The organism is Mucilaginibacter phyllosphaerae, from assembly GCF_004378255.1.
Classification (GTDB): Bacteria; Bacteroidota; Bacteroidia; order Sphingobacteriales; family Sphingobacteriaceae; genus Mucilaginibacter; species Mucilaginibacter phyllosphaerae.
On sequence record NZ_SNQG01000002.1, the window covers coordinates 400,161 to 425,597 of the forward strand.

At 44.2% G+C, this 25,437-nt stretch carries 26 protein-coding genes; 17 read left to right on the forward strand and 9 right to left on the reverse strand.

Annotation, left to right across the window (positions count from 1 at the left end; all coding sequences use genetic code 11):
- Positions 1-51: 51 nt before the first annotated feature.
- Positions 52-1,296 (reverse strand): Na+/H+ antiporter, encoded by a 1,245-nt coding sequence (locus E2R65_RS06585; RefSeq protein ID WP_134335690.1) that lies wholly within the window; start codon positions 1,294-1,296, stop codon positions 52-54.
- A 78-nt stretch (positions 1,297-1,374) separates the two neighbouring features.
- Here E2R65_RS06585 and E2R65_RS06590 point away from each other — a divergent pair, with 78 nt between their 5' ends.
- Positions 1,375-2,337 carry a hypothetical protein gene (locus E2R65_RS06590; RefSeq protein WP_134335691.1) on the forward strand — a complete coding sequence of 321 codons (963 nt, stop codon included), beginning with the start codon at positions 1,375-1,377 and terminating at the stop codon, positions 2,335-2,337.
- A gap of 28 nt (positions 2,338-2,365) precedes the next feature.
- Here the strand turns inward: E2R65_RS06590 and E2R65_RS06595 are convergent, their stop codons facing one another.
- Complete coding sequence (locus tag E2R65_RS06595) at positions 2,366-2,968, reverse strand: DUF1684 domain-containing protein (protein ID WP_134335692.1); 603 nt, start codon at positions 2,966-2,968, stop codon at positions 2,366-2,368.
- A gap of 132 nt (positions 2,969-3,100) precedes the next feature.
- Between E2R65_RS06595 and E2R65_RS06600 the strand changes: the two genes are divergently transcribed.
- The 10 genes from E2R65_RS06600 to E2R65_RS06645 all read left to right on the forward strand — a co-directional run bounded on the left by E2R65_RS06600 (position 3,101) and on the right by E2R65_RS06645 (position 14,011).
- The gene (locus tag E2R65_RS06600) at positions 3,101-4,336 is read left to right on the forward strand and encodes a hypothetical protein (RefSeq protein ID WP_134335693.1); all 1,236 of its coding nucleotides are present in this window, start codon (positions 3,101-3,103) and stop codon (positions 4,334-4,336) included.
- A 3-nt stretch (positions 4,337-4,339) separates the two neighbouring features.
- Positions 4,340-4,765, forward strand: coding sequence for a QcrA and Rieske domain-containing protein (locus tag E2R65_RS06605; RefSeq protein WP_134335694.1), 426 nt, complete (start codon positions 4,340-4,342; stop codon positions 4,763-4,765).
- Between the two features lie 5 nt (positions 4,766-4,770).
- Positions 4,771-5,835: an imelysin family protein gene (locus E2R65_RS06610; RefSeq protein ID WP_134335695.1), complete on the forward strand. Its 1,065-nt coding sequence runs from the start codon at positions 4,771-4,773 to the stop codon at positions 5,833-5,835.
- 28 nt (positions 5,836-5,863) lie between these two features.
- A complete protein-coding gene (locus tag E2R65_RS06615; protein ID WP_134335696.1) occupies positions 5,864-7,258 on the forward strand; it encodes a di-heme oxidoreductase family protein in 1,395 nt (464 codons plus the stop codon).
- A 144-nt stretch (positions 7,259-7,402) separates the two neighbouring features.
- Positions 7,403-8,593 carry an FISUMP domain-containing protein gene (locus E2R65_RS06620; RefSeq protein WP_134335697.1) on the forward strand — a complete coding sequence of 397 codons (1,191 nt, stop codon included), beginning with the start codon at positions 7,403-7,405 and terminating at the stop codon, positions 8,591-8,593.
- A 313-nt stretch (positions 8,594-8,906) separates the two neighbouring features.
- Positions 8,907-9,446, forward strand: a complete 540-nt coding sequence (locus E2R65_RS06625) for an ankyrin repeat domain-containing protein (RefSeq protein WP_134335698.1) — start codon at positions 8,907-8,909, stop codon at positions 9,444-9,446.
- A 135-nt stretch (positions 9,447-9,581) separates the two neighbouring features.
- Positions 9,582-10,616 carry a LacI family DNA-binding transcriptional regulator gene (locus tag E2R65_RS06630; protein ID WP_134335699.1) on the forward strand — a complete coding sequence of 345 codons (1,035 nt, stop codon included), beginning with the start codon at positions 9,582-9,584 and terminating at the stop codon, positions 10,614-10,616.
- 210 nt (positions 10,617-10,826) lie between these two features.
- Complete coding sequence (locus E2R65_RS06635) at positions 10,827-11,951, forward strand: phosphotransferase enzyme family protein (RefSeq protein ID WP_134335700.1); 1,125 nt, start codon at positions 10,827-10,829, stop codon at positions 11,949-11,951.
- Complete coding sequence (locus E2R65_RS06640; protein ID WP_134335701.1) at positions 11,951-12,646, forward strand: carbohydrate-binding family 9-like protein; 696 nt, start codon at positions 11,951-11,953, stop codon at positions 12,644-12,646. The genes E2R65_RS06635 and E2R65_RS06640 overlap by 1 nt, the downstream gene beginning before the upstream one ends.
- 15 nt (positions 12,647-12,661) lie before the next feature.
- Positions 12,662-14,011, forward strand: a complete 1,350-nt coding sequence (locus E2R65_RS06645; RefSeq protein WP_134335702.1) for a Gfo/Idh/MocA family protein — start codon at positions 12,662-12,664, stop codon at positions 14,009-14,011.
- Positions 14,012-14,152: 141 nt separating this feature from the next.
- Here E2R65_RS06645 and E2R65_RS06650 read toward each other — a convergent pair whose 3' ends face one another.
- On the reverse strand, positions 14,153-14,617 hold the full coding sequence (locus tag E2R65_RS06650; protein ID WP_134335703.1) for a hypothetical protein: 465 nt from the start codon (positions 14,615-14,617) through the stop codon (positions 14,153-14,155).
- A gap of 90 nt (positions 14,618-14,707) precedes the next feature.
- On the opposite strand from E2R65_RS06650, the gene E2R65_RS06655 reads away from it, so the two are divergent.
- Both E2R65_RS06655 and E2R65_RS06660 read left to right on the forward strand, forming a co-directional pair.
- Positions 14,708-15,457 (forward strand): DUF72 domain-containing protein, encoded by a 750-nt coding sequence (locus tag E2R65_RS06655; RefSeq protein WP_134335704.1) that lies wholly within the window; start codon positions 14,708-14,710, stop codon positions 15,455-15,457.
- Between the two features lie 67 nt (positions 15,458-15,524).
- On the forward strand, positions 15,525-16,571 hold the full coding sequence (locus E2R65_RS06660; RefSeq protein WP_134335705.1) for an endonuclease/exonuclease/phosphatase family protein: 1,047 nt from the start codon (positions 15,525-15,527) through the stop codon (positions 16,569-16,571).
- A gap of 51 nt (positions 16,572-16,622) precedes the next feature.
- On the opposite strand, the gene E2R65_RS06665 is transcribed toward E2R65_RS06660, so the two are convergent.
- On the reverse strand, positions 16,623-17,363 hold the full coding sequence (locus E2R65_RS06665) for an SDR family oxidoreductase (RefSeq protein ID WP_134335706.1): 741 nt from the start codon (positions 17,361-17,363) through the stop codon (positions 16,623-16,625).
- Positions 17,364-17,434: 71 nt separating this feature from the next.
- A complete protein-coding gene (locus tag E2R65_RS06670; RefSeq protein ID WP_134335707.1) occupies positions 17,435-18,022 on the reverse strand; it encodes a TetR/AcrR family transcriptional regulator in 588 nt (195 codons plus the stop codon).
- 151 nt (positions 18,023-18,173) lie between these two features.
- Between E2R65_RS06670 and E2R65_RS06675 the strand changes: the two genes are divergently transcribed.
- Together E2R65_RS06675 and E2R65_RS06680 are read left to right on the forward strand one after the other, a co-directional pair.
- Complete coding sequence (locus E2R65_RS06675) at positions 18,174-18,866, forward strand: hypothetical protein (RefSeq protein WP_134335708.1); 693 nt, start codon at positions 18,174-18,176, stop codon at positions 18,864-18,866.
- 156 nt (positions 18,867-19,022) lie between these two features.
- Entirely contained in the window at positions 19,023-19,247 is a 225-nt protein-coding gene (locus E2R65_RS06680) for a DUF4287 domain-containing protein (protein ID WP_134335709.1), read from the forward strand.
- A 5-nt stretch (positions 19,248-19,252) separates the two neighbouring features.
- Here E2R65_RS06680 and E2R65_RS06685 read toward each other — a convergent pair whose 3' ends face one another.
- On the reverse strand, positions 19,253-20,092 hold the full coding sequence (locus E2R65_RS06685; protein WP_134335710.1) for a ThuA domain-containing protein: 840 nt from the start codon (positions 20,090-20,092) through the stop codon (positions 19,253-19,255).
- 184 nt (positions 20,093-20,276) lie between these two features.
- Between E2R65_RS06685 and E2R65_RS06690 the strand changes: the two genes are divergently transcribed.
- A complete protein-coding gene (locus E2R65_RS06690; RefSeq protein WP_134335711.1) occupies positions 20,277-21,002 on the forward strand; it encodes a hypothetical protein in 726 nt (241 codons plus the stop codon).
- 2 nt (positions 21,003-21,004) lie between these two features.
- Here the strand turns inward: E2R65_RS06690 and E2R65_RS06695 are convergent, their stop codons facing one another.
- The 3 genes from E2R65_RS06695 to E2R65_RS06705 all read right to left on the reverse strand — a co-directional run bounded on the left by E2R65_RS06695 (position 21,005) and on the right by E2R65_RS06705 (position 22,867).
- Positions 21,005-21,391: a DUF3037 domain-containing protein gene (locus E2R65_RS06695; protein ID WP_134335712.1), complete on the reverse strand. Its 387-nt coding sequence runs from the start codon at positions 21,389-21,391 to the stop codon at positions 21,005-21,007.
- The gene (locus E2R65_RS06700) at positions 21,369-22,163 is read right to left on the reverse strand and encodes a HipA family kinase (protein WP_134335713.1); all 795 of its coding nucleotides are present in this window, start codon (positions 22,161-22,163) and stop codon (positions 21,369-21,371) included. Before E2R65_RS06700 ends, E2R65_RS06695 begins: the two co-directional genes overlap by 23 nt.
- 80 nt (positions 22,164-22,243) lie before the next feature.
- Complete coding sequence (locus tag E2R65_RS06705; RefSeq protein ID WP_240043111.1) at positions 22,244-22,867, reverse strand: YdeI/OmpD-associated family protein; 624 nt, start codon at positions 22,865-22,867, stop codon at positions 22,244-22,246.
- A 115-nt stretch (positions 22,868-22,982) separates the two neighbouring features.
- On the opposite strand from E2R65_RS06705, the gene E2R65_RS06710 reads away from it, so the two are divergent.
- Positions 22,983-25,412: an AsmA family protein gene (locus tag E2R65_RS06710; protein ID WP_134335715.1), complete on the forward strand. Its 2,430-nt coding sequence runs from the start codon at positions 22,983-22,985 to the stop codon at positions 25,410-25,412.
- The last annotated feature ends 25 nt before the right edge of the window (positions 25,413-25,437 follow it).

Genomic DNA, 25,437 nt, shown 5'->3' on the forward strand with positions numbered 1-25,437 from the left:
TCATGAAATGAATTTTATCATAAAGCTTAAGAATGAATTATTTGGCCCTTGTTAATCCTGTTTAAGTTTCTTCACCAGCCAGGGCAGGCTCAATCCCTGGCCTATCAGGGTGAACAGTACCACCACTACCGAAATAAAGATAATGGCATTACGCTGCGGGAAGGGACTGCCATCTGCAAGTGTTACAGGTAAGCCTATCGCGATAGCTAACGATACAATGCCCCGCATACCCGACCAGCCGATGATCAAACTGTTTTTAAAATCAAGCAGCGCTTCCTGTGTTACTTTATGCCTGCCTTTGTTAAAAGCCTGCTGTAAGTTAAACTTTTGCAAAAAAACGCGCGCCATGCGCAGCAGCAACGCAATAACGGTAATGCCGAAGGCATAACCTATATAAGGCCATATCAGGTTGCTTTGGATGTGTTTAAGAACAAACGGAAACTGCAGGCCTATCAAAATAAATATCAATCCGTTTAGCATAAAAATGATAATATCCCAGATAGATTTGGATTGCTTTTTTAGATCTTCAGGAAAGATATTCTGGCTGAAACGGGCGATGCTTAAGCCCAGTATCACTACCGCAATAACACCAGATACATGCAGATCTTCGGCCAGCAGGTAGGTTACAAAGGGCATCAGCAGCATAAAGCTAATAGTGCCCATGCTGTTTTGATGAATACGGGCTATTATCCATGATAGGATCTTGCCCATTACAAAACCAACCAGCATGCCGCCTGCCATCAGTATGGCAAATTGCAGGGTTGCTTTCCACAATACAAAGGCAGTACCGGTTACTGCGGCAACCGCTAAACGATAAGCTACCAGTGCCGATGCATCGTTCACCAGGCTTTCGCCCTCCAGTATGGTGTTGGTATTGTGCGAGAGGCCAAGCCCCTTGGTAATGCTCATGGCGGCTACAGCATCTGTTGCAGATAAAATGGCACCCAGCACAAAGGCCAGCGGCCAGGTCATGCCCGGGATAACGTAACGCGCAAACACGGCAATGCCCGTTGCGGTTAAAAATACCAGTGTAACAGCCAAAGTGCCGATAGTGCTGATGTTGGTTTTAAATGTTTTAAAAGAAATGTTAAAAGCGGCATCATACAGCAGCGGTGGCAAAAATATCAGGAAGATGATCTCGGGATTCAGCTCAATTTTTGGCATAGAAGGGATAAAACCCACGCCGATGCCGCCCATAATAAGTAAAACAGGATAGGGCAGTTTTATCTTGTCGGCAACAGCCGAAAGGCCTATCATTACAATAAGCATAAATATAACAACGCTGTAGTTTTCCATCGGCTGGGCTAAAGTAATACTATTCAAACAAAATGTTTATTTTTAACTCGTTTATCAAATATCACACAAGGCATGCACATGGTTAAACGTTTATATTTAGCATTTACTTTTATCGCCATCCTGTTTACGCAGGCAGCAAATGCACAGGCAAAAAAGCCGGATACTGTGCGCGCCGGCATTTACATTACCAGCATACACGATATTAATTTTAAGGATAAAGAATACACCGTTAGCCTTTGGTTGTGGCTAAAGTACAAGAATAAAAAGTTTGATTTTTTGCACAACCTGGAAGTGCCGCAGGCAAAAACGGTTACCCAATCTTACTCTACGGTTGATTCGAGCGATAACAGGATCTATATATTGATGAAGCTGCAATGCGTGATGAAGGACTCCTGGGCGATAGATAACTTTCCGTTCGATCAGCAAAAGCTCCGGTTCTCTATCGAAAATTCGCAGTTCGATTCTAAATCGCTGGTATTTGCTGCGGATACCCTGGGCAAACATTTCGACCCGCGTTTTACCCTGCGGGGATGGAATATAGACAGCCTGGATATATCAACGGGTATCAAAAAATATGAAACGGCCTTTGGCGACGAAAGTATGGCCAAACCACACACCGAATACAGCAATTTTAAAGTTTGGCTAACCATTAACCGGAATGCCATGGGCCTGTTTTGGAAAATGTTTTTAGGGATGTATGTGGCCTTTTTGATAGCCTACATGTGTTTTTACATCCATACAGATAGCATCGACTCGCGTTTTGGCCTAAGCGTGGGTGCCTTGTTTGCTGTTATTGGTAACAAGTACATCGTAGATTCGGCACTGCCCGAATCTACCACATTTACCCTGGTAGATACCCTGCACGGGCTCACACTATTGTTTATCCTTTCGGTTATCATCGGTACATCCTACTCGTTAAGGCTTATTAAGCGCGATAAGGTGGACAAGGCCAAACGATTTGATTTTATAGCCGCCCAGGTGTTGTTGGGCACTTACATTATACTTAATGCCTGGTTTATTTTTGAGGCAACAAGGGTCTGATCTATCGGTTAAAAACGTAGACAAATAATCACCTTTTTTCGCCCTTAAAAGACTTTTCGCCGACCCTTATTCGCCCCTCTAAGTTGTTTTCTGGAGGCGGCATAGGGCATTGGTAGCCTTCGCTGTAAGCGCAGTAGGGATTGTAAGCTTTATTGAAATCTATCACGATCGTGCCGTTTTTGATGTCGGTAACTTTCAGGTCCAGGTAACGGCCGCCGCCATAGGTTTCGGTGCCGTTGGTGTCATCTGTAAATGGCAAAAACAAATAATCTTCAAATCCGGGGCGTTTAAATAAAGATATATTTCTGTAGATATATAACTGCTGCGGCTTGCCCGATAGTTTGAAGGTTATTCTGGCAAACCTGATGTATTCTTTTTTGGCGCCGCTAAAGGTAGGCATCTGGAAGGTACTTTCGTTCATCAGCAGTTCCATCCGGGCAGTTACACGATAGGTGCTGTCGGCATCAAAAAATTGCAGATTTTTCAGGTCTGCTTCTTTAAGGGGCGAGTGGCTGTCACTTAAAAAATCGGCTTTGTACTGTTCGCGGTACGCCGCCAGCTGGCTGCTGTAAGTTTGCGTATAACCCTTTAACGTAAATAATAATAGCAATATCAATGCGGCATGTTTCATGTCCAATAATAAGCATCCCGGTTCACATTATCTGTAAGGATCATTCCCTGTTTCTAATAAATTTCTAATGATTTTTATCTTTAATCATATTTAATCTAAATAAGAACATATATTTGCGGGCAAATTCAGGCTATGCAATTAAAAAATTTTACGCTCCTTATAGTTTTATTATCAGGCTTTTACGTTTCCAGGGTATCCGCACAGGTATTAACCCAGGAAGATTCGCTTGCGGCCGGGCTCATCTACAAGCAACAGGCAACAGTAATATCGGGGTATGGCGAAGCCAAATACGGTATAGATACTAAACGTAAAAGCGCCGAGGCCAGTTTAAAGCGTGTGGTATTATTTCTGGGCCATAAATTCAGCAACAAAATATCCCTGTTTACCGAGTTAGAGGTAGAAGATGCCCTGGTAGCCAATGGCGGCAACAGCAGCGGCCTGGGCGAAATTTCGATGGAACAGGCGTTTTTAAAGTTTAACCTTAACCCAAATACCTACCTGGTAGCCGGTTTATTTGTACCCAGGATAGGCTTTATCAACGAGAACCATTTACCTACCACCTTTAACGGGGTAGACAGGCCTTTTCTGGAAGAGCAGATCATCCCGTCTACCTGGCGGGAAGTTGGTGTGGGCCTTTACGGGCAGTTTACCCGCATACCGGGCTTAAACTATAGTGTGGCCTTAACAAACGGCTTAAATTCTGAAGGGTTTAACAGCGCAACCGGCATTGGCGGCGGCAGGCAGCTGGGGCAGGCTGCCAACGGCCTAAACCTGGGGCTGAATGCGGCATTGCTTTATTATATTAACGATTTCAGGATCCAGGCATCGGGCTATATTGGTGGTTCTACCGCTAAAGAACAGCGCGTGGCCGATAGCCTGCAGCTCAACTCGGGCGCATTTGGCAACCCGGTTACGCTGGGCGAAATAAACGCGCAGTACAATAAATCGGGTATAAGCGTGCGGGCCATTGCCACTATTGTAAATATTAAAAATGCGGCCGATATTAACCGGGCCTTTGCCAACAATACCCCTCAAACCATGTATGGCGGTTACGCCGAACTGGGCTACGATATATTATACCCCACCAATAAGGGCGAAAAGGCCTTTGTAATATTTGGCCGGTATGAATACCTTAACCTTAACGCCAAAATACCATCAAACGGGTTAGAGAATAAGGCGAACGAAAAGCATTACATCGTGGGCGGGTTTACCTATAAGCCCATCCGTGGTATTGCCATTAAGGGCGACTATGTGCGCCGCATGACGGGCGAATTTAACCAGGCGCTTATTGTTACGCCATTCCCGCAGCAGGTGCCTTATTTTAAGGATAACGGCTTTGTAAACCTGGGCATTGCCTATAACTTTTAACCCATGGCCACCAGCAGAAGAAACTTTATCAAATCGGGATGCGCGGCCTGTGTGCTGGCTGCATCCGGCGCGTCGTTTTTAGAATCGTGCTCATCGCCTTTGCCTTTGGTTAAAGCAGCAGGGGCAAAAGCCGGTGTGGTAGAAGTAGCTGCAAACAGCTTTACGGCCGGCAACATGCTGGTAGTGCGCACCAAACAGCTGGAGTGTGATATTCTGCTGATTAAAAACGGCGATGCTTATAAGGCGCTTTATTTAAGATGCACACACGAGGGGGTGGGCCTTACGCCTGCCGCCAACAAAATATTCTGCAGCGCGCATGGCAGCGTTTTCGATCTGGATGGCAAGGTGGTAAAGGAGCCGGCACTGCGCCCGCTTCAAACCTATCCAACAGAAGTTATCAATAATCAAATCATCATACACTTAAGTTAAATATTATGCATATATCTATTAAAAAATCACTCGCTTTGGTGCTGCCGTTAACTTTGCTTGGCTTATCATGCTCAAAAAAAGACCCGGTTAGCGATACCGGCAATACTACGCTTAAGGCAGAAGTTTTAGCCAATATATCAACCAACGTTTGTACATCATCTTATGAAGATATGTATGCCAAAACCCAGGAATTGCAGGCTGCGGTTACTACCTTAAACACTACTACAACAGATGCCAACCTGGCAGCGGCGCGCACCAAATGGAAAGCTATCCGCACCACCTGGGAGCAAACGGAAGCGTGGTTGTTCGGCCCGGTGGAATCAAACAACATCGACCCGCGCATCGATACCTGGCCGGTAGATTTTAACGCCCTTGAAGCCATATTGAATGGTAACAGTACACTTAACGAGGCCTACGTAGACGGCCTGGATGATGCATTAAAGGGTTTCCACCCGATCGAGTATATACTTTGGGGCCAAAACGGAACAAAAACCGCTGCACAGTTTAAACCGCGCGAAAAAGAATTTTTGGCAGCGCTTACCCAAAACCTGGTTAAATTAAGCAAAGAGGTAAAGGATGTATGGACGGATGGTTATAAAGACCAGCTGGCCAAAGCCGGAACCGGATCTACCGAGTTTGCTACCCAGCAGGCTGCCTATATCCAAATTGCAGATGCCATGGCCGGCATAGCCGGTGAAGTAGGTGATGCCAAGATAAAAGAGCCGTTTGATGCGCAAAATCCGTCGCTTGAAGAAAGCCCCTTCGCTAAAAATTCCATTACCGATTTTACAAACAACATACAGGGTATCCTGGCTATTTACCAGGGCCGTTTTGCGGTTGATGGCAAAGGGATAGAGGATGTGGTACGTGCCAACAACCTATCGTTAGATGCAGAGATAAAAAGCAAACATGCGGCTGCGATAGCAGCCTTACAGGCAATTGATAAACCGTTTGGCGAAGCCATTGTATCAGAGCAATCGAAGGTGCAGAATGCCATGACCAAAATTGGCGAGCTGGCTACCGTTATTGACGAGAAGTTAAAGCCATTTCTGATACAATACACCAAGTAATAACATACAGAGAAAGGATAAACCCGGCATGAGAAAAACTACTACAGCTATATTATTTATTCTGGTAACGATGGTTGCTTTGCAGGTAGCGTGCAGAAAGGCGGATAGTATAGCGCCCGATGATAACCCGGATAGCGAGTGGTTAAGCGGTGGCAGCCAAACCGCGTTTGACCAGGGCAGCGGGGCGTTTTCGCATGCATTTACGGGCTTGCCGGCCAATTTACTGCGGGTGCATGAAATTGGCGACGGGCAGTTCGGCGCCACATTTGTATCTGCACCGGCGCCGTTAAACCCGGGGCTGGGGCCTATATTTAACAACGTATCCTGCGGGTCGTGCCACGTGTCTGACGGGCGGGGCAAGGTGCCCGGCCTGGGCGAGTCGGCAGCAAATATGCTGTTCAGGTTAAGTATCCCCGGCGAGGGAGAGCATGGCAACCCCGTGCCGGTACCGGGTTATGGCGATCAGCTGCAAAACCGTGCCTTGTTAAACAAGCAGCGCGAAGGCGATGTAACCATAACCTATACAGATAATACCTTTAAGTTTGCCGATGGCACCACTTATTCGTTACGTACACCAACCTATACCTTTACCGCTTTGTATATGGCCATGCCCGGTAATGTAATGTTATCGCCGCGTGTAGCAGCCCCTGTATTTGGCCTGGGCTTGTTAGAGGCTATCAGCGATAAGGATATTTTAGCAAACGCCGATCCGGATGATACAGACGGCGACGGCATCAGCGGTAAAGCCAATATGGTTTGGGATGTGCTTAAAAGCCAAAAGGTATTGGGCCGTTTTGGCTGGAAAGCTAACCAGCCAAACCTGTTGCAGCAGGTAAGCGCAGCCTATAACGGCGATATAGGTATTACCAACCTGCTGTTTCCCAAAGAAAGCAGTGACGGGCAAACCCAGTTTGACAGCGACCCTAACAGCAAAGCGTACGAGTTATCAGATAGCCTGCTATATAGTGTGCAATTTTATGTGCGCACCTTGGCGGTGCCTGTAAGGCGTAATGCCAATGCGGCGCAAATTGTAAAAGGCAAAGGGTTGTTTATGGCCGCCGGTTGTGTAAAATGCCATAAGGCAGATGTGCGCACCGGGGTTGATGTAAGCCTGCCGCAGTTAAGCAACCAGCTGATACACCCCTATACAGATCTGCTGGTGCATGATATGGGTACCGGCCTTGCCGATAACCGCCCCGACTTTTTAGCCGGTGGCAGCGAATGGCGCACTGCACCGCTTTGGGGCATCGGCCTTACACAAAAAGTGAACGGGCACACCAACTTTTTACATGACGGACGCGCCCGTAACCTGATGGAAGCCGTGATGTGGCATGGCGGCGAAGCCTTATCAGCCAAAAATAAGGTGAGTAATATGAGTAAAACCGAGCGCGATGCTTTAATTGCGTTTGTAGAATCGCTGTAGTACTATTAAAAAACTTTAGGCCGGGCAATTGCCCGGCTTTTTTGTTTCAGCGTGTTTTTGTTTAGGGCAGATGGATGAGCGCAATTATAGCTTATCTTTGCGCGGCCTTAAAGTATTGGTATATAGGCTGTATAGTCCCCATTTATGAAACAAACTTTTAAGATAGCCTTGCTGGCTGTGATAGGCATGATCAGTGCGGCCTGCCAAAAAACAGTAGAGTATAAGCAAAGCCAAACGGTTATCAGCAATTTCAATATCCCTGATAAGGCATACGGCGATTTAGATTTTAATATAACTGCACCCAAAAGCAATAGCACGGTGCCCATAAAATACAAAAGCAGTAATAGTAAGGTTGCTGTTATATCCGGCATAACCATTAGTATCAAAGGCGTGGGCACAGCTATTATTACGGCCTATCAGGAGGCTTCGGATAAGTTTACAGCCGATTCTGTTAAGGCTACATTTACCGTTGGCGCCGCCATACCAACACAAAGCGGCTTTACTGTTGCTGCAAAATTAGTAACCGATGCCCCTTTTACCTTAGTGGCCCCTGCAAGTAATAGTACCGGCGCTTTTACTTATAGCAGCAGTAACACCGCAGTAGCTACAATTAGTGGCAGTACAGTTACCATTAAAGGCGCAGGCAATACAGAAATTACAGCTACACAGCAAGCCGCAGGTATGTACGCTTCTGGTAGCAGTAAGGCGATACTGACCGTAACCGATGTAAAGCCGGCCACTGGTAGTGTAACTGATGTTGACGGCAATGTTTACCATGCCATAAAAATAGGCAGCCAAACCTGGATGATGGAAAACCTGAAGGTTACCCATTATCAGGATGGGAGTGCAATTGCAAATATTACAGATAGCGGCCAATGGCGGTTGCTAACAACAGGCGCGTACTGTAGTTATAATAATAGTGCTGCAAATGCAAAAACATACGGCTTGCTTTATAATTGGTACACTGTAAATGATGCCCGCAAGTTAGCCCCAAAAGGCTGGCATATCCCAACAGATGCGGAATGGCAGGCCTTGTACAGCTATATTGGCGGTATAAGAGAAAATGGTTCGCAAATTCGCGAAGGCGGCTTAACACACTGGGTAGCTGAAGCTAACATAAAAAATGAAACCAAGTTTACCGGGCTTGGCGGCGGCGGGGCTGTATTTAGCAGCAACGGCATGTTTGATGATTTTGGCTATTATGCCTATTGGTGGAGCGGTACCCAAAAAACGGCAGCCAACTCTTCTTACATAGCGCTATATGTTAAAGGTTATTTTATGTTTAACGAGGGCAGCAAAGTTTACGGTTTATCGGTAAGGTGCATTAAAGATTAAATCCTATCCATTATTCTTAAAGGTTTTAAATGTAATACTTACAGTTATGTCATTAAAGTGTCAAAAAAACATTTATACATGAATGCCTTTATAAACTATAAATTAACAGTAGTGCTGCTTGCGAATGATTTTTCTATCATTACAATGTCTTTATGTAACTTTTTAAAAAGGTTTCTTTAAAATTAATTTTTCTTAAAGGGTAATTTATGCTTTTATAGGTGAATGAATGTAAATTACCTTAAAGCCAAACCAGTTATTTATACGTAATTTCCGTAAAAATATTAACTGGCGTATGCCATAAAACACTTGTTAGATGAAAAAAACGCTTACCCTACTAAGCCTATTCTCCTTATTATCGCTCTCTACCTTTGCGCAAAATATCTTTACGGCCATTCAGGAAAATGATATCCCGGCTGTAAAATACCTGTTAGAAAAGGGCATCAATGTAAATGCTAAAAATGAGCAGGGCAATTCGCCTTTAATGGCAGCAGTAAAAAACGGCAGCGACCGTGCCGTGTTGTTGCTATTGCAAAGAAACCCGGATGTTGATACGAAAGATAAAGCGGGCAATACTGCGCTGATATTAGCGGCAGCTGTAAAAAACACCCGCATTACAGATCTTTTATTAACCCATTATCCAAAGCTTGATGTAAAGAACAGCGCCGGTACAACAGCGCTGATAACCGCCATACAAGCCGGTAATACCGAAACGGCCTTAATCCTGTTAAGAAATGGTGCCGATGCCAAAGCAAAAGATGGCCGGCGCAAAACGGCTATTGATTATGCAACAGGTATAAACAATGCCGAACTGATTACCCTGCTGAACAGCAATGTTACTGCCGCTGTGCAGTAAATAAATAGCCCTAATCCCTACTTATATAAATTAGAACGGCCTTGCAATTGCAAGGTCGTTTGTTTTTTTACACAATTGGCCGCCTTGTAATTATATTGTAATTTAGCTAACCGGTAATTGCAGCCGGCGCGTTAAATGTATAACAATAAGTTACCTACCATTAAAGAAATAGCCAGGCGGCTTAATGTATCGGCATCCACGGTATCCCGTGCGCTGCATCATCATCCCAGCATTGGTTTGGTAACTACCATGCGGGTGCATAAAGTGGCCCAGGAGCTGGGTTATGAGGCCAATAAAACGGCCATCTATTTTAAAGAGCGTAAAACCTATACAATTGGCGTTATTATCCCCGATCTGTCCGAACCATTTTTTTCATCGGCCTTAACCGGGATAGAAGATGCGGCCGAAGCCAGCAATTATAACGTCATCATCGGGCAATCGCTTGATAATTTTGAGCGCGAGAAGAAGATCGTAGAGAATATGAAGAACCACCGTGTAGACGGTGTGCTGGTATCGCTCACCAAAGAAACATCCACCTACGCGCATTTCGACAGCCTGAAAAAATACAATATCCCCGTTGTTTTTTTTGACCGCGTGCCTAACCGGCAGGATATTAATTATGTAGCCTGTAACCTGGTATCGGGCATGCTGCAGGCTATTACCAAACTGGTAAACATGGGGCATAGCCGCATTGGTTTAATTAACGGGCCTGCAAAACTGGCCGCTACCCTGCAACGGCTGGAAATTTATATCCAATGCCTTAAGCAGCATCATTTGCCGTTAAACCAGGATATCATTGTATCTACAACACTGGCCAAGGCCGATAACCGCAAGGCGATAGATCAGCTTCTGTCTTTGAACGAGCCGCCTGCTGCAGTCATTGTATTTAATGATTATGTTTTGCTGGATTGCATTGCAGCGGTTAAGGCGGCGGGCCTGGTGGTGAATAAGGATATCAGCTTTATCAGTTTTGCCAACCTGCCCATCTGGGAGTATATGGAGAGCGTGCCCCTGGCGTCGATAGAGCAATTTGCCGGCAGGCAATCATCTATGGCGGCTGGCTTTTTGCTGCAGCTTATCAACAGCGCAGCCACGCCCAACGTAACAGAGCCCCCCTTTTTGCAGCACATTATCGATTCGGAGATGATAGATTACACCATTGCCGGATAGTTTACCAGTAAGTTATCCCATCATAAAAAATAGCGCAAACGTTTGCGTGCCTTGCGCAAACGTTTGCGCTACGTTATTTTTAATATTTGCCTGGTTAGCCTTTCAGATAACCATAATTTTAAGGCACTTTTACAATAAGCACCCGGCTGTAACAGGTATTTACCGGCGCCGGTGCATTAAATAATACATCAAATTTTAACAATAACAGTAGTGCCAGGTATCGATAACACAGCCGAAGTTGTATCGCATTTTAAATGTGCGGCAGATGCTAACTCGTGTAAAGCCTATGGGTCGGGGCATATCAATGATACTTTCCTGCTAAAAAATGTGTCAGCTGCTGGTCCGGATTATTTGTTGCAGCGCATCAACCATAACATATTTTCGGATGTAGAGCGGCTTACCGATAATATGCGCAGGGTAACCGAGCATCTTAAATATAAAATAAGGGAACATGGCACAGGCGACCCCCTAAAGGAGGTAATGACGCTGATCCCGACCGATAGCAACCGGTTTTTTTATCAGGACAGCACCGGCGATTACTGGCGCATGTTTTACTTTTTAAGCGATACCAAAAGTTATGATGTGGTGCAAACCCCCAAGCAGGCTTATGAAGGGGGCAAGGCTTTCGGCAAGTTTCAGTATATGCTGTCGGATATCCCGGCAGGGCAGCTATTTGAGGTGATCCCCGATTTTCACAACATCCAGAAACGCTTACAGTATTTAACTGAAGCGGTTAGCAAAGATACCTGCAAACGCGTGCAGTATGTAAGCGCTGAATTGCAGATGGTGGAAAAGTATGCAGAAGACATGCAATATTTTCAGCAGCCGGGGCAGGCAGCAGTATTGCCCAAACGGGTTATCCATAACGATACCAAGTTTAACAATGTATTGCTGAACAGTAACGACGAAGCCCAATGCGTGATAGACCTGGAAACGGTAATGGATGGTTATGTAGCCTATGATTTTGGGGATGCTATCCGTACCATCATCAATACCACAACCGAGGACGAGGCTGATCTGAGCAGGATAAAGCTGAATATGCCGCTGTTTAATGCCTATGTACAGGGCTACTTTAAAGAAGCTTCAAAATTCCTGACGGATACGGAGGTGAATTCATTGATGAAAGGCGCCTTATTGCTGCCCTACATGCAGGCCGTACGTTTTTTAACAGATCATATTAACGGCGATATCTACTTTAAAATAAAGTTTGAAGGCCACAACCTGCAGCGCGCAAGGGCACAATTACGGCTGATGCAAATGCTGGATGCAAATGCCGGTGCCATGCACCAAATAATAGTAAACGAGATGAACAGCTATAAAACAGCAAAATATTAATGGATGCAGCAATGGATATAAGCATACCTTATCTGGCCAGTTTTAAGGAGCTGACCACTATAGCAGATATTGCTGAAGCGCTAAACGGCCATTTGCCACAGCATTTGCAATATGCACCCTGGGCTAAGGATACCGCGCAGCCATTGGTATCGTTTGTAATAGCTTATGATGCTGATGCTATCTATCTTAAATATGATGTAACCGAGGAGAACATAAAGGCCGCATACAGCAATATTAACGACCCGGTGTATCAAGACAGCTGTGTTGAATTTTTTATTGCGTTTGGTAACGATGCCTGCTATTACAACCTGGAGTTTAATTGCATAGGTACCTGCCGGGTACAATACGGCCAACACAAAACCGGGCGTACTTTTTTACCGGTAAGCTTGCTGAAAACCATTAAATACCAAACGCTGATTAAAAGTAACGATACCGGCAGCATACATTGGCAACTTACTTTATGCATCCCGCTGAAGGTTTTTAAGTATCATACGGGGTTGGTATTTGCCGGGAGCAGCGCCAGGGTTAACTTTTTTAAATGCGGCGACAGCCTGCCCAATCCGCACTTTTTATGCTGGAACAATATAGCAGCCCCAACACCCGAGTTTCACCTGAGCGGTTTTTTTAAAGAGGTAACCTTTAGTCCGCAGGTTAACGGTGCAATCACTAAAACAGAACAATTATATCATCAATAAATAAAACTAAAAATTATGGATCGCAGACAATTTGTTACAAATACGGCTATCGGATTGGCAGGTTTAACAATTTTGCCCTCGGGCTTATTATTTGCAAAAAATGCAGACAAAGTGCGGCTGGGCTATATAGGTGTAGGCCTGCGCGGCCGTAACCATATAGGCGAGGGTTTGCTTCGCGATGATGTAGAGATCGTAGCAATTTGCGACATTCAGGAGAGCTCGCTGAAGTTTTGCCGCGAACTATTTGTAAAGGCAAAGAAGAAACTGCCTGTTGAATACACCGGCGGCCTGGATGCCTATAAAAAACTGCTCGACCGTAAGGATATTGACGGGGTAATTATTGCTACCCCCTGGCAGTTTCATAAAGACCAGGCCATAGCGGCCATGCGCGCCGGTAAATATGTTGGCTGCGAGGTTATTGCGGGTATCACCGAGAAGGATCACTGGGATATTCTGAAGGTATATGAAGAAACCAAAGTACCTTACATGACGCTGGAGAATGTTTGTTACCGCCGCGATGTGATGGCAGCCTTAAACATGGTACGCCAGAACCTGTTTGGCGAACTGATACACCTGGAAGGCGGTTATCAGCATGATCTGCGCGGTATATTTTTTAATGATGGTAAAAGCTTTTATGGCAAAGGCGGCGAGTATGGCCCCAATACTATGGGCGAATCGCAATGGCGCACGCAGTGGAATATTGACCGCGACGGTGATATATACCCAACACACGGTGCCGGCCCGGTAATGAACTATATTGATATTAACCGCGGTAACCGTTTTACCAACCTGGTATCGTTCTCCTCCAAATCGCGCGGGTTGAATGCTTATATCGACAAGGTATCACCGGGGAATAAAAACTCGAAAATTAAATTTAAGAATGGCGATGTAACCACCACTACATTGAGTTGTGCCAATGGCGAAACCGTTACCTTAAGCCATGATACCCACTTGCCAAGGCCATATTCATTAGCTTTTAGGGTACAGGGCACCGAGGGTATCTGGATGGATGTTGCCGATTCGGTATATATTGAGGGAAAATCTGCCAAATACGACCAGTGGGACAAAGCCAGCGTTTGGTTTGATAAATACGACCACCCGCTTTGGAAAAAGTACGAAAAGTTTGCCGAAGGCGCAGGACACGGCGGTATGGACTGGTTTGTATTTAACGCTTTTGTGGAATCTGTAAAGCAGAAGAAACAAACCCCTATAGACATCTACGATTCGTTAACGATGAGTGTGATCACCCCGCTTTCAGAAAAATCTATAAAAGAAGGTAACGCCCCCCAGGCTTTCCCCGATTTTACAAAAGGTAAATGGAAGGAACGCAAAAACACCTTCGCTTTAGATGATAGCGGGTTTTAAATAAGCGTTTTTGCACCGCAAATCTTAATCAGATCCCCCCTTTTATAATTGCAAAGCGGATAACCGAAAGGTTGTCCGCTTTTTTTGCATGCTGTTTGGTAAACCATTTGCTTATGTTAAAGCTATGCTGCAGCATTAAAGCTATTTTATTTTTACATAAGTTTCGATGATCTCGTGATTGATGTTCAGGCTATCAATTTTTTCGATGCCTTTTTGTATCAGCGTATCATGCTTAAACTGAACGGTGAAAACAAAATCGCGTCCTTCCCATTCACGGGCATTTAAGTAAGCCAGGTGTTCGGTATATTTATCGCCTTTCAAATCATAGGTGCCGCCGCCTGCGGTGTATGCGGCATTTTTACCCTTCCCTTTACTCAGGTCGTGCCGCATAAAGGCAAAATGGGTGTCATTTAAAATTTTCAGCATTTCCTGGTTAGGCACCGGGTAATCTTTAATGGTATCACCTTTAGTTATGGTTACGGCAGATACCAGTTTCCAGGTGCCTGTTATAGGCGTAAGCGGTACTTCGGCCACATTATCCGTTGGTTTGGTTTGGCAGGCTGCCAGGGCTAATGCCGAGAGAGCAAACATTGCGGTACGTTTCATGCGTGTGAGATATGTTTAGATGCTTTACAGGATTAATTAAACGCTAATATAAGCGCAACAATAGTAAATGCAAGCGTGTTAAACTGTAGTATGCAAAACAGCAAGCAAAATTTTTATTCGGGCACAAGCGGGCTGGTATTGCCGGTGCCCAATAAATCATTATATCCGCCCGAGTTTCAGGATAAATCAAGGTTAACTTATTACGGCTCGTTGTTTAACACCATCGAGATCAATAGTTCGTTTTACAAACTCCCGCAGGCATCTACCGTAAAAAAATGGACCAATGAAGTGCCTGAGTGTTTTAAATTCACTTATAAGCTTTGGCGCGACATTACGCATAACAAACAGTTATTGTTTAAAACCGAAGATGTTGACCGCTTTATGCAGGTGATAGATGCCGCAGGCGATAAAAAGGGTAGCCTGCTGATACAGTTTCCGGGGAGCAATGAGGTATCCAACATCCGGCAGTTAGAGAAACTGTTGATTAACATTAAGGATACGCAGTTGAGTGGTTGGGATATCGCTGTAGAATTTAGGAACAGCAGCTGGTATAAACACGAAGTTTACGAACTGCTGGATAATTACCAAGCAGGAATGGTGATACAGGATATGCCTAAATCACTTACACCGATGGTTGATATGGCAACCAATTTTATTTACCTGCGTTTCCATGGCCCCAATGGCGGTTATCGCGGCAGCTACACCGATGCTTTTTTATATGAATATGCCCAATACATTCAGGAATGGCTGGCAGATGGTAAGCGTGTGTATGCTTATTTTAACAATACCATGGGCGATGCCGTAAATAATTTGATGACTTTAAACAGCTATGTACTTTAGATAAGTATATTTTAAAACTTATCCGGTACAACTTGGTTACAATTTGGGCACTAACCTTTTCGCTGCAATGAACGTTTTTTTAGCTGTTATTTCTATACTTCTGCTCGTTTTCTCTGTGCTTTCTTTGATCAGGCACGATTACTGGACATTCCGGGTGTTTGATTATCCCCGCATCCAAAAGTTTGTAGCGTCGGTAATTTGCCTGTTGCTGCTGCTTGTGTTTTTCGACAGGCAAAGCATTCTGTTTTGGGTGCTTACACTTGGCATGGCTGCCAATGTGGTGTTTTTGTTCTGCTTAATTGCGCCCTTTACCTTTTTAGGCAAAAAGCAGGTTTTAAAAGCAAGCAGGCACATTGCAGAGCAAAGCCTGAGTGTTATGATAGCCAATGTTTATCAGGATAACACCAATTCGGCAGGCTGCCTTAAGGTGATCTATAAAACCAATCCGGATATTGTATTACTGCTGGAAACCAACAACCGCTGGTATATTGATACCGCCGAATTGCAGCAGCATTATCCGCATTTTGTAAAGGTACCGTTAGAAAACACTTACGGTATGCTGCTTTACTCTAAACTTAAGCTGGATGATACACAGGTAAAATACCTGATAGAAGAAGATATCCCATCCATCCACACAAAAATTAACCTTAAAAATGGCATGCAGGTACAATTATTTGCCGTGCATCCTACACCGCCTGTACCTAATGAAAACCCGCGGTCTACCGAGCGGGATAAGGAGCTTTTACTGGTTGCAGATATGGCCAAAGCCAGCACAATACCGGTTATTGTTATTGGCGACCTGAACGATGTAGCCTGGAGTTACACTACCGAACTTTTTTTAAAAATGAGCGGTTTGTTAGATCCGCGCAGGGGCAGGGGCTTCTTCAATTCTTTCCATGCGCATTATCCCATTATGCGCTTCCCCTTAGACCATGCCTTTATATCTACAGATTTTAAACTGAAAAAGATCAGGCGGCTGTCTAATTTTAATTCAGACCATTTCCCGATTTTTATAAGCCTGCAATACGAAGAAAAGGCATCGCGCCAGCAGTTTTGTATGGAGGCCGATGCGAATGACAGGGAAGAGGCCGAAGAAAAAAAGGCTAAAATATAATACAGCCGGCCGTTATGCATAAGGCCGGCTGTATTTACCGATGATGTGAATTTACCAGGGCAATTCCTGGCCCATGTGGATGAACCTGCCTGTAGGGCCATCTTCGCCCAATAAGGCGAGGGCCACGCTTGTTTTAGCGCCATCCGGAATTTCCATTTCGGCAGCTGCCGTACCCAGTTCTGTTTTAACCCAGCCCGGGTGTGCAGAATTTACCTTGATATTGGTACCGGCCAGTGCAAAGGCCAGGTGGTTGGTATAAATGTTTAATGCAGCTTTTGATGCATCGTAAGACAGGGTTTTAGCAGATGCGATAGGGCTTTCTGCCAGCGAGTGAATAGTTAACGAGCCTAATATGCTTGATAAATTTACAATGCGCCCTGCATCACTCTTCCTGATGAGGGGCAGCAGCAAATTGGTAAGCGATACCAGGCTAAACAGGTTGGTATTGAATACATATTCAAATTCTTCCGGCTCGGTATCTAATGAGGTATTCGTAAAGCCTTCCCTGTTATTGGGGGTAACACCGGCATTATTGATCAGGATATCCAGCCTGCCAAATTTTTCCTCCATATATTTTGCCACTGCTTTGCGGTCGTTGGCATCGGTTACTTCCAGTTTAACGCCATAGGCATCAATGCCATGTTCTTTTAAGCTGTCTGCAGCTTTATTTGCAGCTTCTATGCTGCGTGCAGTTAAAATTACAGTGATACCCTTTTCGCCTAATTGTTTAGCGGTTTCTAAGCCTAAGCCACGGTTAGCACCTGTTATCAGCGCTATTTTTTGATTTTTCATTGTTTTGTATTTGTTGTTTTTGTTTGTTTATTATAGACCGTTCGGTCTATTTTATTTTATAAAAAAAGGCTTCAGATCACTTGTGCCTCAATTTCTGTTTTAAGCATTTTAATTATGGTATGTAAATGATCATTATTACCCATAACGCGGGCAATCAACACAGCGCCTTCTATCATGGTAAATAGTTTTATAGCAAATTCTTTGGCATTCCACGAAGCATGAAACTCACCATTGCCAACACCCTCTGTAATGATGTTGGTAATCCGGTTAACCGACCATTCCATCCCCTTTTTTACTTTTTGATTAATGATGGAATTGGTATCATCCGCTTCGGTACCAAAATTTATCATGGGGCAGCCGCCTTTCAGGGGTGGGTTTTCCGGGCTGCTCAAAAAATCCAGGTAGGCAAACAGTTTGCCTTTGGCTGTTTTATGCTTGCTTACGGCAGCTGTTATTTTATCACCTAATGTATTCAGGCAATAATCAACCACGGCATGGGCTAACGCTTCCTTACTTTCAAAATGGCCGTATAAACCGCCTTTAGCCATTTTGGTGGCTTCCATAATATCGCTCATGGCCGTGCCCGCAACACCTTTGGTGTTAAACAGCGGGGCTGCTTGCTCTATAATAAATTGACGGGTTCTTTCTGCTTTTGTCATAGCCTGATTGTTTCGACACTGCAAATATAGACCGAACGGTCTTAAATGCAAGTCGCTTTAATATAAATGTTAATGTAATGACAATGTGACGGAGCGCTCGGTTAAACCCTGCGGGCGTAATTGCTGTCATACCATCAAAATAAATTAAAACATGAAAAAGATATTATTGATGATAACCTTCCTGGCAGGTACAGCGGTATTTGCCCAGGCACAAACCCAAAGGGTACACAAAACTCCAGAGCAGAAAGCCGAGCATAGAACAGCGATGTTAACTAAGAACCTGGCGCTGTCTGCAGATCAGTCTGCAAAAGTAAAGGCCATTTTCGCTAAAAGTGCTGCCAGTATGGATAGCCTGAAAGCAACTAAAGGCACAGACCGTAAAGCAACCATGCAAAGCCGCAAAGCTATTATGGCCAATACTGATGCCGGCTTAAAAACAGTATTGAATGCCGACCAGCAAACAAAGTACGCAGCTTTAAAAGCAAATTTTAAAGGCAGGATGCATGGTAACCGCGGCGACCGTAAAGCGGTAGCACCGGCGCAAAAAGCACAGCGGATGTCGAAAGTGTTGCAGCAAAAATTAAGCTTATCTGAGGACCAGTATGCTAAGGTGAACACGATTTTATTAAAACGTGCTACGCAGATGGATAGCTTAAAAGCAAACCGATCAACAACCGACCGTAAAGCAAACCACCAGAGCCGTAAAGCTATATTAACGCAAACAGACGGTGAATTGAAAGCAGTTTTTACTGCAGACCAGTTAAAGAACTATACGGAGCTTAAAGCCCAGATGAAAGAAAAGATGAAGAACAGGAGAGGCCCTAAAGCCCCAACTGCCGGATAATTTTTTGTGAGTGATTGAGTGATGAAACGGGTGGCCATTTATGGTTGCCCGTTTTTTTTTGCGGTATGTCGCTAATAGCCCTTAAATAGTCGTTTATATACTTCATTAGGTTTCATCAATGATGTAAATTTGTTTATACCATTAAAAAATAGCACGATGTCATTCCAGGCATACTTAACAACCATCAAACAAAAAACGGGTAAAGGCCCGGCAGATTTTAGGGCTATGGCTGCCGAAAAGGGTTTCACCAAAAATGGCGAACTGGCTGTTAAAGCCAGCGATATCACCAACTGGCTTAAAACAGATTTTGAATTAGGCCACGGCCATGCTATGGCTATTTATGCCCTGCTAAAAGGCATCAAAAATGAGGATAGCGTATAATATAGTTACTTTGAGCCGCCCAGCCATAGCAGGGCATTTAAGATGAGTTTATCTTCTGCGGGGTTACCAAAGGTGTGCGACAGATCTTTATTAGTGTGGTGCTCGTAGTCAATATCGTTATGGCCCATGTTAAAGTAGATCATTTTGTAGTTTTTGTTGGTCCAAACCACCGGGTAATAACCGCTATGCCAGATCTCGCTTTGCTTGGGGCCTGTACCTAATGGAAAGCTTGCCGGGTCTATCGATGCCATGATTTGGATATCGGGATTCTTGGTTAAATCTTTTTCCCAGCGGTACCATTCATTTGGCGATGCCTTAAAGGTTGCTGCCTGCCCTTTCATGGCTGGGTGAGCACTGTTTTCTACCTTTAAAACGGCTGATGTAGGCCGCCAGGTGTTGCTGCCATATTGGCCAGAACCCAAAAAGGTATTATGGTACCAATCCCAGTTTTGCGGCACGGCAGATTGATTTAAGGCAAACGCCGCAAAGTGGAACCCCATCCAGGCGCCGCCGCTCTTCATGTATTTTTCAAATGCCGCGCGTTGTAAGGGATCTTCCGGGCGGGTATCTAAAAATATCACCACTTGATAGTTTGCCAGGTAATTAGTGTTAAGGTTGCCCCAGTTATTGGTAGCATCATAAGTAAAATTATACTTTTTGGCCATTGCCGGGAACCATTTACCCGCCTCTTGCACAAAGCTGATATGGGCCTGGTCTTCCTTACCGGTATAAAAAGCGATCACTTTAAATTGAGGTGCAGAAGCATTTTGTGCTGATGCCGCTTGTGTAAAATAGAGGCATACAAGGCAAAATACAAATGTTTTTAGGCTGGTAAAATAAAACATAAGGATGGATTTATAATTGGGTAAGGCTAATTTATAGATATGATTTGAATTTTATACGCCCCGTTGTAATTTGCTATTGCCACATAAATGGTTAATATAAACTCTAAATTGCATAAGGCATAAACAAGTTCTGTTTTATATTGTCTGATATAAATAAGTGATTATTTCCATAACTGATTTATATATGGCTACAACAGAGCAACTTGCAAAGCAAATTAAAACCCTGAAAATAATTTTAGGCGTGTTGATTGTAATAATTGTAATTTTTGGGATAAAGTTATTCAACACAGGAGAAAGCACCGCTACGGAGCTAACCTTGCAAAGGTTAAATATTGTTGATGGTAACGGCAAGCTGCGCATGGTTATCAGCAATAAACAAAAGCAGCATCCGGGAATTATTGACGGTAAAACCCTTTCTAAAAGAGAGCGCGACGCCGGGATGATATTTTTTAACGATGACGGGGACGAATGCGGCGGCCTGATCTATAGCGGTAATAAAAAAGAAGCCGGTATGGCTTACTCTGTAGACCAATTTAAGAACGACCAGATTATGCAGTTGCAGTATAGCCAGGATAACGAAGATAAAAAGAGCAAGAGTTACGGGTTTAAACTTTGGGACCGGAGCGACGACTTTACAGCAGGCAGATTGATCAGTCACTTTGATTCGTTGAATATGAAAGAGGGCACAAAAGCATACCGCGAAGAAGTAGCCCGATTAAAGGCCAAAGGCTACCTGGGTACCGAACGATTGTTTTTAGGCAGAAATAAAGCAGGGCAAACAGGCTTATTTTTAAGCGACGGCAAAGGTAGGTTACGTTTAAAAATATTTATCGATAGCTTAAACCGGCCCTTAATACAAACCCTGGGCGAAAAAGGCGAAGTGATATCAACGTTGAATGGCGCACACTGATGTTACTGCAAAACCAATTGATTATATAAGCGGCCAAGCGTATCATCGCCATTACCGCAAAAACCAGGATGCACTTTTGAGGTTTGCACTACCGTACTGCGTGTAGCCGTTAACCACCTGAAACGCGATGCAGCATCCAGCTCGCCTATTGGCCCGGCATCTATACCGCCAAGGGCTATCCGCTGAAACGAGCGCAGGTTTTCTTCCAACGCCTCCATATCCAGTTCTTTGGCGAATACCTGCAGGCGTTCCCTGTCAAGATGATACAGCATCTTTAAAAATTTTTGTTTGCTGCATAGCAGTATCACCCCTACGTTCAGAAACTCCTCGCGCTCTACCCTGGGCACAACGCGTATTACGGCGTACTCAAATAAGTGCTTGTCTTGCATTTTGCGCTTCGGTTACAAAAATATTCGAGTTAGCTAATCGGGTGTTCAGAAATTTGGCGTAGATCTGCCGCTGTTCATCTTCTGTTTCAAAAGAGCGGTCGGTTAACCAGGCATCGGGTATCAGGTTAACAACATCTTGTATAAATCCGGGGGTTAACAGGGCTTTGAACTTCTGATCGGCGGCCTCCAGTTCGATTGCTTTGCGCAGCAGTACATGGTCTTTTATCTGTACAAAAGGGCGCTTGGCCTGTTCTTCCCAGTTCTCCATGCTGTGGTGAAAATACAGAGCAGCGCCGTGGTCTATCAGCCAAAGCTCGCGGTTAAACATTAGCATATTGGTGTTACGGGCGGTGCGGTCTACATTCATCAGCAGGGCGTCCAGCCAAACTATCTGCGATGCCGTTTCTGTGGTTACAAAAGTAACGGTAGGGTCGAACGTAATAGAGCCCGAAAGGTAATGCAGCGCCAGGTTAAGGCCTACGCTAAATTTAAGCAGGTCTTGTATCTCTTCGTCGGGTTCGGTGCGGCCAAAGGCTTCGTCCAGGTTGGCAAATACCAGTTCGGGTACCTTAAAGCCAAGTTTCAGGGCTATCTCGCCACCTATCAGGTCGGCAATAAGCGCTTTTGGCCCCTGCCCGGCACCCCTGAATTTAAGTACGTACAAAAAACCGTCATCGGCTTCGGCAATGGCAGGCAGCGAGCCGCCCTCGCGCAATGGGGTAACATAGCGGGTAACGTTAACAGTACGTAATATGGGGGCGGTATCAGCCATGGTTATTTGTTGGCTAATATAGGGATTTATCTGTTGAGGGGGAGGATGCTATTTAAACAGTTACAAGCCGGTAAACATCATTACGCATCATTTAACCCTTTGCCATGCAGTATCCGGGGAATCTGTTTTGCAATTCTTTCCTGGCGGGTTTTAGATTGCTTGGGAGTAGCAAAATGCAACAGATATGCCCTTTGCCGCCCCGGTGTTAAAGCTTCAAATGCGGTTTTAAGGGTGGGCATTTCATCCAGCTTATGCTTAAATTCTTCGGGTATGCTAAACGCCGCGGTATTTTTCATTGCTACTTTTAACCCTGCTTTTTCCACCTCAACAGCTTCAAAAATATGGGCTTTAAGCATGGCTTTTCTTTCAGTTATTTCTTCAATACCGGTAAACCTTATCTGGCGGGCGGCCTGTACATTTTCTGTTTGTTGCACCAGTATCCCGTTGGTATTATTTAACAGCGCACCTTTAAAAAATAAAAGCGCGCAGTAATCTTTAAATACATGTATCAGTACAATATTACTTTGTGCATGGGTGTAGCAGGGGCAGCCCCACTTCAATTCTTCGGTAAGCCCGCAGGCAAGTACAATTGTTCTTAATTGCGCAATCTCTTGCTGCCATTTTTGGGCTTTATTAAAATAAAAATCAACCTTCGGGTTCATGGCGGCTGCTTGTTGGGGTAATAAAATGGTTTTTTTATCCAATGAAATTAAATGCCAAAATACGTTTCGGTTAACAGCGATGCAACTCTAAAAGCAATCAATTTTTTACAAAGCAAACAAAATAAGTAGTTTAAGTATTTACCTGTAAACTGTTGATATGCCTAAGTGGTTAAAAATTTCTCTGAAGATATTTGCCGGTCTTGTACTACTCATTGTACTGATATTGGTTGGTGCTACTTTATACATCACTTTTAATAAAGCCAAAGTGCTTAAAATGGTGAACGAACAGCTTGACAAAAGTGTAGACGGCACCCTGGTTATTGGCGATATGAAGCCAAACTTTTTTAGGGGTTTCCCGGATGTATCGCTTACGCTGCAAGATGTTATTGTGCGCGATAAGCAATATAGCCGCCATCAGCATACCTTACTAAATGCAAAAGATTTTAGCGTATCTATCAATACCATGGCCCTTTTTAAAGGCACGATAGATATTAACCATATCGATATCCGCAGCGCTGCGATAGATCTGTTTACAGATAGTACCGGGTACAGTAACACGGCGGTTTTTAAAAAGGATAATAAGAAAGTAAAGGATAATCCGTCAGAAAGCAGTTCATCTACCCAATTAAAAAAGTTTAGCCTGAGCAATGTTACCTTTACGGTTGACGACCGCAAGGCACACAAGCTTTTTAACTTTGCAGTAAATGAGCTTAAGGGGAAGATGACCTACCCGGATAGCGGCTGGCGGGCAAATTTCCACCTGGATGTGCTGGCAAAAAGTATGGCCTTTAACAGCCTGCGCGGTAGTTTTATTAAAAACCAGCAGCTGGAAGGCGATTTTGTTGCCGGTTATAATGAAAAAACCGGTAAGGTAAATATATCGGTACTGCCTTTAAATATCGGCAAAGATCCGTTTAAGATCAACGCTGTTTTTGCCACTGCTGATAAACCGTCACCGCATTTTACCATCAATATTGTTGCCGACCAGATCATGTGGCGCAGGGCTTCGGCATTGCTTGCGCCTAATATCACTACCGTGCTAAACCAGTTTAACATCAGCAAACCAATGGATGTTACCTGTAATATCGACGGTAGCTTTGGCGGTACCGATGGCGGGCCCAAATTGTATGTAACAGCCAAAGTAAAAGATAGCAAAATAACCATTCCGGGTGCCGAACTGGATAGTTGCAGCTTTAATGGTGTGTTTACTAATAATTATATAAAAGATAAAGGCTTTGGGGATGATAATTCGGCCATAAAGCTGATAGGGCTAAAGGGTACCTACAACCATTTGCCGTTTACTATTGATACCGGCAGTATCATAAACCTGGAAAAGCCTATTGCCACGGGTAATTTTAAATCAAACTTCCCGGCGGCAGATCTTAACTATTTTTTGCAGGATGATGTAGCCAAATTCAGTAACGGCGAGGCGGATATTAATGTAAGATACACGGCCGATGTGGTTAATTACAAAATAAATAAACCGGTAATCAAAGGGGCCATCCATTTAAAAAATACCGACATATATTACCTGCCGCGTAACCTTAAACTTAAAAACAACTCCATATCCTTAAACTTTGTGGGGAATGACCTGGTGCTGAATAACATTAGGCTGCAAACCGGGCAAAGCATCGTTAATATGGAGGGGAGGGTAAACAATTTTTTGAACCTGTATTATAACGCCCCCGAAAAGATCTTACTTACCTGGCAGATACGCAGCCCCGAATTGCATTTAGCAGAGTTTTTGGGCTTTTTAGCACAGCGTAAAACTGCGCCTGCCAAAAAAAGCCAGGCTAACAGCGGCAACGTGGTAGACCAATTGAGCAATGTGCTGGCACGCGGCAAAGCCGAAATGCATTTGAAAGTAAATAAGGTGTATTACCGCAAATTTTTGGCTACAGATGCCACTGCCGACCTGCTGACAACGGATGATGGTATTATTATACAGAACGTTGGTTTAAAGCATGCAAACGGATATTTGAAGATGAACGGTAAAATGATGCAGGGAAATTCGTTAAACAGGTTTGCTTTAAATACGGTGGTAAGCAATGTAAACATGCGCGAGTTTTTTATGGCTTTTAACAATTTTGGTTTAAAAGATTTTACTTACGAAAACTTAAAAGGGTATCTGTCTGCCAAAACAAGTATAACCGGTGGTGTAACCGATGCCGGCGACCTGGTGCCGCGCTCCCTGAATGGAAATTTAGACCTTAGCCTGCGTAACGCTGCTTTAATTGATTTTAAACCATTGGTGAATGTGGGCAGGTTTGCGTTCCCTTTCAGGGATGTAAAAAACATATCTATCCCCAAGCTGGACGGGCACTTTGTTGTTAATGGCGATATGATCACTATAAAACCTTTGGAGATAAGCAGCAGCGTGTTAAATATTGATGTGGCTGGTGTTTATGGCTTAACCAAAGGCACTGATATTGCATTGGATATACCGCTGCGCAACCCGGGCAAGGATAGCCTGATAACTGATAAAGCCGAATTAGCTAAAAAACGTTACAAGGGTATTGTACTGCACATCCGCGCACACGAAGAGAACGGCAAAATGAAGATAGGCTGGAACAAGAATCACAAATAACGGTTAGCCGTATAGATATACGTTA

Excerpts from the sequence above, each read along its gene's own strand:
- E2R65_RS06585 (WP_134335690.1), bottom strand. The coding sequence starts at position 1,296 with ATGGAAAACTACAGCGTTGTTATATTTATGCTTATTGTAATGATAGGC.
- E2R65_RS06590 (WP_134335691.1), top strand. The coding sequence starts at position 1,375 with ATGGTTAAACGTTTATATTTAGCATTTACTTTTATCGCCATCCTGTTT.
- E2R65_RS06595 (WP_134335692.1), bottom strand. The coding sequence starts at position 2,968 with ATGAAACATGCCGCATTGATATTGCTATTATTATTTACGTTAAAGGGT.
- E2R65_RS06600 (WP_134335693.1), top strand. The coding sequence starts at position 3,101 with ATGCAATTAAAAAATTTTACGCTCCTTATAGTTTTATTATCAGGCTTT.
- E2R65_RS06605 (WP_134335694.1), top strand. The coding sequence starts at position 4,340 with ATGGCCACCAGCAGAAGAAACTTTATCAAATCGGGATGCGCGGCCTGT.
- E2R65_RS06610 (WP_134335695.1), top strand. The coding sequence starts at position 4,771 with ATGCATATATCTATTAAAAAATCACTCGCTTTGGTGCTGCCGTTAACT.
- E2R65_RS06615 (WP_134335696.1), top strand. The coding sequence starts at position 5,864 with ATGAGAAAAACTACTACAGCTATATTATTTATTCTGGTAACGATGGTT.
- E2R65_RS06620 (WP_134335697.1), top strand. The coding sequence starts at position 7,403 with ATGAAACAAACTTTTAAGATAGCCTTGCTGGCTGTGATAGGCATGATC.
- E2R65_RS06625 (WP_134335698.1), top strand. The coding sequence starts at position 8,907 with ATGAAAAAAACGCTTACCCTACTAAGCCTATTCTCCTTATTATCGCTC.
- E2R65_RS06630 (WP_134335699.1), top strand. The coding sequence starts at position 9,582 with ATGTATAACAATAAGTTACCTACCATTAAAGAAATAGCCAGGCGGCTT.
- E2R65_RS06640 (WP_134335701.1), top strand. The coding sequence starts at position 11,951 with ATGGATGCAGCAATGGATATAAGCATACCTTATCTGGCCAGTTTTAAG.
- E2R65_RS06645 (WP_134335702.1), top strand. The coding sequence starts at position 12,662 with ATGGATCGCAGACAATTTGTTACAAATACGGCTATCGGATTGGCAGGT.
- E2R65_RS06650 (WP_134335703.1), bottom strand. The coding sequence starts at position 14,617 with ATGAAACGTACCGCAATGTTTGCTCTCTCGGCATTAGCCCTGGCAGCC.
- E2R65_RS06655 (WP_134335704.1), top strand. The coding sequence starts at position 14,708 with ATGCAAAACAGCAAGCAAAATTTTTATTCGGGCACAAGCGGGCTGGTA.
- E2R65_RS06660 (WP_134335705.1), top strand. The coding sequence starts at position 15,525 with ATGAACGTTTTTTTAGCTGTTATTTCTATACTTCTGCTCGTTTTCTCT.
- E2R65_RS06665 (WP_134335706.1), bottom strand. The coding sequence starts at position 17,363 with ATGAAAAATCAAAAAATAGCGCTGATAACAGGTGCTAACCGTGGCTTA.
- E2R65_RS06670 (WP_134335707.1), bottom strand. The coding sequence starts at position 18,022 with ATGACAAAAGCAGAAAGAACCCGTCAATTTATTATAGAGCAAGCAGCC.
- E2R65_RS06675 (WP_134335708.1), top strand. The coding sequence starts at position 18,174 with ATGAAAAAGATATTATTGATGATAACCTTCCTGGCAGGTACAGCGGTA.
- E2R65_RS06680 (WP_134335709.1), top strand. The coding sequence starts at position 19,023 with ATGTCATTCCAGGCATACTTAACAACCATCAAACAAAAAACGGGTAAA.
- E2R65_RS06685 (WP_134335710.1), bottom strand. The coding sequence starts at position 20,092 with ATGTTTTATTTTACCAGCCTAAAAACATTTGTATTTTGCCTTGTATGC.
- E2R65_RS06690 (WP_134335711.1), top strand. The coding sequence starts at position 20,277 with ATGGCTACAACAGAGCAACTTGCAAAGCAAATTAAAACCCTGAAAATA.
- E2R65_RS06695 (WP_134335712.1), bottom strand. The coding sequence starts at position 21,391 with ATGCAAGACAAGCACTTATTTGAGTACGCCGTAATACGCGTTGTGCCC.
- E2R65_RS06700 (WP_134335713.1), bottom strand. The coding sequence starts at position 22,163 with ATGGCTGATACCGCCCCCATATTACGTACTGTTAACGTTACCCGCTAT.
- E2R65_RS06710 (WP_134335715.1), top strand. The coding sequence starts at position 22,983 with ATGCCTAAGTGGTTAAAAATTTCTCTGAAGATATTTGCCGGTCTTGTA.